Origin of the sequence: Microcoleus sp. ARI1-B5 (assembly GCF_036705795.1) — a bacterium.
GTDB lineage: Bacteria > Cyanobacteriota > Cyanobacteriia > Cyanobacteriales > Microcoleaceae > Microcoleus.
The window spans coordinates 96,004-104,646 of sequence record NZ_JAUBVK010000020.1; the positions used below are offsets into that span (position 1 = coordinate 96,004).

The 8,643-nt window shown below is 44.5% G+C and carries 9 protein-coding genes; 7 read left to right on the forward strand and 2 right to left on the reverse strand.

Annotated elements, in window-relative coordinates; translation table 11 throughout:
• Positions 1 to 51: 51 nt before the first annotated feature.
• The 7 genes from QUB63_RS24395 (at position 52) to QUB63_RS24425 (ending at position 5,318) form a co-directional block, all read left to right on the forward strand.
• Entirely contained in the window at positions 52 to 1,647 is a 1,596-nt protein-coding gene (locus QUB63_RS24395) for a DEAD/DEAH box helicase (RefSeq protein ID WP_332947908.1), read from the forward strand.
• Positions 1,648 to 1,778: 131 nt separating this feature from the next.
• A complete protein-coding gene (locus tag QUB63_RS24400) occupies positions 1,779 to 2,993 on the forward strand; it encodes a DUF790 family protein (protein ID WP_332947909.1) in 1,215 nt (404 codons plus the stop codon).
• A 304-nt stretch (positions 2,994 to 3,297) separates the two neighbouring features.
• Complete coding sequence (locus QUB63_RS24405) at positions 3,298 to 4,017, forward strand: DUF2786 domain-containing protein (protein ID WP_332947910.1); 720 nt, start codon at positions 3,298 to 3,300, stop codon at positions 4,015 to 4,017.
• Between the two features lie 33 nt (positions 4,018 to 4,050).
• Positions 4,051 to 4,284, forward strand: a complete 234-nt coding sequence (locus QUB63_RS24410) for a DUF433 domain-containing protein (protein WP_332947911.1) — start codon at positions 4,051 to 4,053, stop codon at positions 4,282 to 4,284.
• Positions 4,281 to 4,544 (forward strand): DUF5615 family PIN-like protein, encoded by a 264-nt coding sequence (locus tag QUB63_RS24415; RefSeq protein ID WP_332947912.1) that lies wholly within the window; start codon positions 4,281 to 4,283, stop codon positions 4,542 to 4,544. The genes QUB63_RS24410 and QUB63_RS24415 overlap by 4 nt, the downstream gene beginning before the upstream one ends.
• 31 nt (positions 4,545 to 4,575) lie before the next feature.
• Entirely contained in the window at positions 4,576 to 4,977 is a 402-nt protein-coding gene (locus QUB63_RS24420) for a XisH family protein (protein WP_332947946.1), read from the forward strand.
• A complete protein-coding gene (locus QUB63_RS24425; protein WP_332947913.1) occupies positions 4,965 to 5,318 on the forward strand; it encodes a XisI protein in 354 nt (117 codons plus the stop codon). The genes QUB63_RS24420 and QUB63_RS24425 overlap by 13 nt, the downstream gene beginning before the upstream one ends.
• Before the next feature lie 57 nt (positions 5,319 to 5,375).
• Here the strand turns inward: QUB63_RS24425 and QUB63_RS24430 are convergent, their stop codons facing one another.
• On the reverse strand, positions 5,376 to 6,032 hold the full coding sequence (locus QUB63_RS24430) for a restriction endonuclease subunit R (protein WP_332947914.1): 657 nt from the start codon (positions 6,030 to 6,032) through the stop codon (positions 5,376 to 5,378).
• 774 nt (positions 6,033 to 6,806) lie between these two features.
• A complete protein-coding gene (locus QUB63_RS24435; RefSeq protein ID WP_332947915.1) occupies positions 6,807 to 8,501 on the reverse strand; it encodes an ABC transporter ATP-binding protein/permease in 1,695 nt (564 codons plus the stop codon).
• Positions 8,502 to 8,643 lie beyond the last annotated feature (142 nt).

Below are 8,643 nucleotides of genomic sequence, written 5' to 3' on the forward strand. Positions count from 1 at the left end.
CCTATATCCTCTATAATTTAACAGGCGTGATTCACCGCGTCTATAAAAAAAATGCCACGTACACCTACCTTAACATTCGATCGCGGAACACTCCTACTGCACCCGCCGCCGGGAGGCCGAGACTGGGCGGACTTTGCCACGTGGGACGATCGCGTCGAAAAATACCGAATTCGAGCAATTCACTACCGCCCGCTGGTAGAATCCTTGCAAGCCGAGTGTACCAACTTCACCGACGAAGCCCGGGCCTACGAACTACTCGAACTCGTGCCCAGCGTCGAAATGCAGCCTTACCCGCATCAACAAGAAGCCCTGACAGCTTGGCAGCAAGCAGGAAGCCAAGGAGTAGTCATCCTTCCCACGGCTTCCGGCAAAACTTACCTGGCACAATTAGCCATGCAAGTCACGGGCCGCAGTACACTAATTGTAGTACCAACTCTCGATTTAATGCACCAGTGGTACGCTAATTTAAAAGCAGCTTTTCCCGACATCGAAATCGGATTGTTGGGCGGAGGTTCGCGGGACAAAACGCCAATTTTAGTCGCAACCTACGACAGCGCCAGCATTCACGCCGAAACCTTGGGAAATAAATACGGCTTGCTAGTGTTTGACGAATGCCACCATTTACCAACGGACTTTTATCGAGTAATATCCGAATATGCGATCGCGCCTTTTCGACTCGGACTGACAGCAACACCCGATCGCACAGACGGCCGCCACAGCGACTTACACTTCCTCATCGGCCCCACAGTATATAGCAAAAAACCCGAAGATTTAGCAGGCGACGCCTTAGCAGACCATAAAATAGTGCAAATCATGGTCAAACTCTCAAAAGAAGAAACCGACCGCTACAGCGAAGCCATGAACATTCGCAACGACTTCCTCAAACAGTCTAACATCAAAATATCCAGCCTCGAAGGATGGAAACAGTTTATCATGGCCAGCGCGCGATCGCCCCTAGGAAGACGCGCCATGATCGCCCACCGCCAAGCCAAAGAAATCGCCCTTTGTACCGAAGGAAAACTGCGAGTTTTAGCCCAAATACTAGCCGAACACTCTCCAGGGCGCACCCTAATCTTCACCGGAGACAACGCCACAGTCTACCGAATTTCCCAAGAATTTCTCATCCCCACAATTACCCACCAAACCCCAGTCAAAGAAAGGCACGAAATCCTCGATAAATTTCGCAGCGGCGAATACAAAACCCTAGTCGCCTCCCACGTCCTCAACGAAGGAGTGGACGTACCCGACGCCAGAATTGCTATTATACTGTCAGGTACAGGTAGCGAACGCGAATACATCCAGAGATTAGGTAGAGTTCTCCGCAAAAGCAGCGATGCAAACAAGTTAGCAATTCTCTACGAAGTCGTCACCGAAGACACCAGCGAAGAAAGAACATCCCAGCGCCGCCGAGGAGGAATGCAAGTTCACAAGCCCCAACCAAAAACACAAATAGAACCGCCACCAACAGAATATCCGAAATTAGAAACAGTCAAACCAACACCCATTTACGGAGTCAACCGAGAGACAACAAAAAAAGCAGCAGAATCACCCGCAAAATGGGGAGATGATGATGAAATTCCCAAGACAACAAAAAAAGCAGCAGAATCACCCACAAAATGGGGAGATGATGATGACATTCCCTGGTAGCACGCCTAAATTCTTCCTTCTTCCTTCTTCCTTATTTTGTTTTCCGTCTTCCGTCTTCCTTCTTCCGTCTTCCTTCTTCCTTCGATCAACTGTCAACTGTCAACTGTCAACTGTCAACTGTCAACTGTCAAATGCTACCCACCGATTTATTAAGCCACCGCCAAAATGGCGAATCAATTATCCCATTACGCCTTAAGATAGATGCTAAAAACTTAGAAGCAGCCACCGAAATGATAAACTGCTTCCAAGAGTCGATCGGCAAAACCCAAGGCGAACTCGACGGACGCTTGCTAGAACTAGAAGGCGACAGCCCCGACTACCGCCTCAAACGGGGATTAGCACACCTGCTAAAAGGCGGTTTCTGCACCTTGGAAGTCATCAGTCCCCTAGAACCATCGGACTTGCGACAGCGGGTATTTGCGTTGTCCGCGCGATCGACTCCCAGCGCACAATCCACCCAAATAACCCTCGAAACAGTAGCAACAGAGCTCAGCCAAGACTTAAACAGAGAAGTTTTTACCCACGAAATCAAAACAGGTTTATACGCCGATTTAAACGAAAACAAAATCCTCACCCAATTTGACGCACCAACCCCCGAAAACTTACTTCACAGATACAACCTTTCCCAAGTGCAAGGCATATTTTACCGAGCGAGTCAAGTCCAATTAACCGCCCACCGCAACGATCCCGGAGAATACAAACTCCTATTTCGGTATCTGAAACTATTTCAATTAATGACCTACATCGAAGGCGATGCAGACCACGGATTTACCCTCACAATCGACGGCCCGACAAGCTTATTCAAACCCAGCACCCGCTACGGCTTAGCCCTCGCCAAAATGCTGCCCGCACTCCTGCACGTCACCAAATGGAGTATGCACTCGACACTGCAAACCAAAGATGCTTTTAGCGGCGTTGTGAAAACAGGTAAATTCACCCTAAATTCCGACTGCGGTTTAGTGAGCCACTATCCCCCCGGCAAGCCCTATGATAGTATGTTAGAAGCAGCATTTGCCGATCGCTGGGACGGCTTAAAAACCGAGTGGAAACTCGAACGAGAAGTAGACTTAATTCCCATTCCCGGAAGCGTCATGATTCCCGATTTTCGGTTAGTGCATCCCGACGGGCGAGTGTTTATATTAGAAATAGTCGGCTATTGGCGGCCCGAGTATTTGCAAAAGAAATTTGCACAAGTACAGAAGTCTGAATGCGACAATTTGATTTTAGCTATTTCCGAACGGCTGAATTTGGAAAAAGCCGGAGTGAATGTCAAAGATGTTCCTGCAAAAGTTGTTTGGTTTAAAGATAAATTGCAGCCCAAATCAGTCCTGGAAGTCCTAGAATAGTAGACAAATCCACCCATAAGTTACAAACTTCTTTCTATTCTCTCTTCCTCTGCGCCCTCTGCGCCCTCTGCGGTTCAAAAAAATCTTAAAAGAACGATATCAGTCCTAGAAGTCCTCGAATAGTAAGCCAATCCACCCATAAGTTACAAACTTCTTTCTATTCTCTCTTCCTCTGCGCCCTCTGCGCCCTCTGCGGTTCAAAAAAATCTTAAAAGAACGATCGCACATTCCAACACTATAGTAAAATAGAAACATCCCCAAAAACCTTGCCACCGCGTACTCTCACCCCAAAACCCATCAAAAAATGGCAGACACAAGTATTGTAGAAAAAATCAAAAAGCTGTTAGCCCTCGCCACCTCATCCAATGAAAACGAATCGACTGCGGCGGCCCAAAAAGCTTCCGTTTTACTCGCGCAGTACAATCTGGGCCTCGCCGATTTAGGCCCGAATCACGAAGAAGAGATTGAGGAAAGCTCAGTTGAAACAACGTCGAAGTTTGTCACTTGGAAAATGATGCTGCTTTCGGGAATTGCTGAAGCTAACGGTTGTACTGGTATGCGCAACACTTATACTGGTAGTATGTTTTTGGTGGGAAGTTCTACAAATCTGATTGTTTGTACGCACCTGTATGAGTATTTGAGTTCTGCGATCGAGAAACGGGCGAAATATCGCAAAGGAAGCGGCCGGGGACTGGCGTATCTGAATGCTTTTCGGGTTGGATGCGCGACAAGGTTGCGGCAAAGGTTGTTGGAACAAAAGCGGGAGATGGAGGAGTCGGGGATTCCGGGCTCGGCTGATACAGCGGCTACTCCTGCTATTGTAGTGCGATCGATGTTTGAGAAGAATCAACTGGCGATCGCAGATTATTTAGAGGGCCGAGGGGTTAAAGTCAAAACGAGAACAGATTCTCAAGTCAGCAGCGAGGCCGGATTTAATTCTGGCTATGAAGTGGGCGACAAAATTAGTTTGCACAAGCAAGTGCAGCCGGAAGGAGAACAAAAACAGCTTAATGAATGTGTTTGAGTTATGGATTGTTATTGTACAATGGAAAGTGCCATGTCAGACCAAGAAATCACTAATATCATAACCATAGAACCGGGTAAACGAGGTGGTAAACCTTGTATTCGAGGCATGAGAATTACAGTCTATGACGTGCTGGAATATCTCGCGTCTGGGATGACTTATCAAGAAATCCTAGATGATTTTCCTTATCTCACCCAACAGGATATTTTAGCTTGTTTGAGTTTCGCGGCTAAACGGGAACGGTTGATGTTAGTTGTTGGGCAATGAAACTACTTTTGTTTGACCAAAATCTCTCTCCTCGTCTTGTTTCTTGCCTAGCAGACATTTATCCGGGTTCCGTTCATCTCGATGGGATTGGATTAGCTACTACACCCGATCGCGAAGTTTGGGATTATGCTCGTCAGCATGACTATATTATCGTTACCAAGGATGCGGATGTCGTGTTATGCGATTTGAATCCGCTAGTTGCTACAGAGCAAGCTGGTATAAGACCTGTTGTCATCTTACAGTATGCTATAATGAGCTAGAAACTAAAGTTTAGTTAGGCCTGCCAAAGATATCTACCACAATGCAGTTAAAAATGCTTTAGTCAAAGACGGTTGGACAATTACTGCTGACCCCTACTCGATTAAATATGAGGATGCGGAGTTATATGCCGATCTAGCGGCCGAAAAGCCGATCGCCGCAGAAAAACAAGGACAAAAGATTGTTGTTGAAATTAAGAGCTTTGTTGGGCGATCGCAAATGTATGACTTTCACCTAGCACTCGGTCAATACATGGTCTACCGAAAGCTCATTCAACTTACGGCTCCAGAATACACGATCTATTTGGCAATTGATGATATCGTATACAAAGAGTTTTTTCAACGCAAGTCTGTACAAGTCATTACTAATGAGAATCAACTTCTTTTGATGGTAGTTGAAATGGACAGGGAGGAAATTCTGCAATGGATAAACTAGAATACTATCGCAGGACGATCGAAACACTATTGACTGAATATTATGAAATGACGGTCAAAGGAGAGAAAGATCGAGATGACGCAGAGACAGAACATCGCCTTGCCTTTGACGAAGAACGAGATCAATATCTGTGGTTTCGCTCTGGCTGGGATGGCAAACAACGGACACGCTATATTACCATGTATCTTCGCATTAAAAATGGTAAAATTTGGGTTGAAGAAGATTGGACAGATCTATGTATAGTTGATGATTTACTCGCAGCAGAAATTCCTAAGAGCGATATTGTTTTAGGGTTTCATCATCCCAGCAAGCGAGGTTTCACAGAATTTGCTACGGCTTGATTATCAACAAAAAATTATAGTAGGAGCGATCGCCATTTTTTATGTCCGATCCTCATTTCAGTTACCCAGCGGAGTATTCTGCAACTTGCACAGAGCTTTAAGGACTTGTAGAATCAGGATTGAAGGTTCACAATCCATTAAATTTAGTAAGGGCATCAACTGAAAAGTAGGTGAATCTCCCGACTGGATGTAGGCGAACTGATAGCGGGCTCCGTTTGTCACTAACCCCCAGACGGATGTTTGACGATCTAGGCTTTTATAAGCATACGCGAGTAACTGAGGCAAGCCGGCCAAGACATCAATTAAACTATTTTTAGTTTCGATTACTAAAATCCAGAAAGGTATACCTGTCGTTGTTATTGTATTTTTGTCGATCCCTAAAAGATCGAAACGCCCCGTAATAGTTGTGTCTTCATCTGCGATCGTAATATCGGCTATACCTTCTTCCAACAACATCTTAATTGGAGCTCGATAGAAACCAGCTAATCGCAGTAACGGGCCAACGGACACTAACTTGACTTGCCCTTCAGAAACCTTGCCATCTGTCAGGTAGTTATCAAAGTCTTCACAGGTTTGTCTCAGTTCCTGTTGTTCAAATTCGGTTAAAGGTTCTAGGGATAATAACGGAGTGAATGAGCCGTTGGGCAATTTCTGAAGTTTTAGAAGGCGGATAACTTCATTGAGAGTTAAATTTTTAGCAGCGAGAGCAATCATAGGTTTATTTTAGGAAAATATAATAAATTAATTAGAGGAAAAAACAGCGATATAACCTGTTACGCATTTAAATTGGAAATTCGGGACAGGCTAGAAGCCCGTCCCACAAGAGTTTTATTGATTTTTGACACACAGTTTAAATGTAGAACAGCTTATCCCAATACGGTTCAGTTAACGGTTTGCATCACTGGAGATCCCCCTAAATCTCCCTTAAAAAGGGGGACTTTGATGAGCTTCTTGTTCCCCTGCTTTTTAAGGGGGGCGCCGGGGGGATCGGGCTTAACTGAACCGTATTGCGATATATCCCATACCTTACAGAACAAAAACTAAAGGTAAAGTGCCATGTCAGACCAAGAAATCGCTAATATCATAACCATAGAACCGGGTAAGCGAGGCGGTAAACCTTGTATTCATCGAGAGGATTGTAAGAGATAACTCTAGCGCGATCGTGTCCTTAAGTAATATAACAACTCGACTCTCTAGAGTGAATTTGAAATCTTTCCTCAAGCAGCCATGCTCTCCCAATCAGAAAAAACCACCTTGGCTTGTAGACTTTCGTCATCGTCATCTTTCTACAGCAAGAGTTTTAGAGCAGGCTCGGCATTCACGCCATACAGGGCTGGTAAGCTGTACCCCATTTGTTATTTTTCGAGTCACGATGTCCTCCTCAGATATTGTTTGTTCGATGTCTGTGAATGATTCGCGACCGTATCATTTTGCAAGTCTGAGTGAATGCCATTTGGCTGCTTTGTTGTGCTATCAAAATGCTTCCGATTACTGGGACTCATCGGGAGATAAAAATCGCCATTTTCCTTGTCCTAAAATCTCTACAACTAATTGATGATAGGGAATTAAAGTAGGACGATGACCAACACTAATATAGGTAATATTCGCCTCTCGTAATTGATGATAAAGATGTTTTTCATTAGCTACATCTAAAGCACTGGTAGATTCATCTAACACTGCATAGTGAGGATTATGTAAGAAAAGTCGAGCAAACCCTAATCGTTGCTGTTCCCCCAAGGATAAAACATCCGCCCAATTGAGTTCCACGTCCAGCCCGCCCACACGGGTAACTAAATCGCTCAAATTAACTTTTTCTAGAACCTCCTGTAGCTTTGTATCGCTAATTTCTCTCTCGCTATGGGGATAGAGAATTTGATTTCTCAGTGAATCTAAGATCATGTAAGGACGTTGGGGAATAAATAAAATCTCGGCGGTGTTGGGACGGTAAATATAGCCTTTTCCAGTGTTCCATAAACCCGCAACTGCACGCAAAATCGAGCTTTTCCCGGAACCAGAAGCCCCCATCACTAAAATCCCCTCACTTTGAGGAACTTCTACTGATAAATCTTCCACTAACACCCGTTTTTGATCGGGGGTTTTCACCGTGACGTGACTGAGGGCAAAACGAGGTTTTATTAAGGTGTTGATCGCCAATTCTAAAGAATCAGGTTGTTGATTTTGGTGTAAATTATCGGAAAGAGTTCCTAGTCGTTTGATGACGGTAGCAAAATGCGTTAATCCTTCAAAAGAGTTGGCGAACCAACTAAAAACATACACGACTGTGAAAAAAGCGGGAATAGAACGAGTAACATCGCCAATGGTAATCTGTCCTGCGAAATATTGTGTGGCAAGAATGAGATAGGCAAGAATGTGAACGATGAAATCTAAACTACTATCCATCGCACCTAAGACACTACTGGGAAGGATTTTGGCGTGGAGAACGGCAAGTAATCGGGAGAATTTCGATTGCAGTATTCCTTGTTCCTGTTCCTCTCCTTTGTAAAAAGCGATTGACTCACTATTATTTCTCACATGGACTAAGTTGTAGCGAAAATCAGCGTTATATTGCAGTTCTTTGAAGTTGAGCGGCGTAAGCCTACGACCGATAAAAAAATTAACTAGCGTTTGAACCAGTCCCGTGAGAATAGCTATAAAAACCAGGTTTTGGTTGATACTCCAGAGAATATTGATAAAGAGAAAACCCCTCAGGATATTACTACCGAAGGAAAGAGAATACTCGATAGAACTGCTGATAAAAGACTCGATGTCCTCAGAAATACGCTCATCGGGGTTGTCGAGCGCCTGATTGGCATTAATTTGATAAAAAGCGCGATCGGCAAAATAGCGATCGAGGAAATCTTTCGTCAACCACTCTCGCCAGTAGAGTTCCTGTTTGCTTTCAATAAAACTCTTAAAAACCCACAAAATCATTGACGCCATCCACATTGCCCCAACCAGGAGCAGAGAATGGTGGAAATTTGATAATTGCTTATTGGTTAGAGCAGTGGTCAACTCTCCCTGATAGCGATTATTTAAGGCACTAACGTTGTTAATTAGGATGGTAAAAATAACGGCTGTTGCTAATAATCCCCATGCTCGAAACCGCTCCTGAGATACCCAGTAGGGTTTAGCTACTTCCCAAAACCACCGTAAAAATTGTTGTAATTGCTGAATTTTTTTCATTGAGATTTACTCCCTGAAATAAATGCTTAATCGGAACTTACCCCCTGCGCGGTAGTTCCGTGGAGATCGAGTTCCCACAAGCTCTAGGTTTCCCCAATTTGAGAACCGGGCGATCATCGTAGTCATGTAATTTCAGATTTTC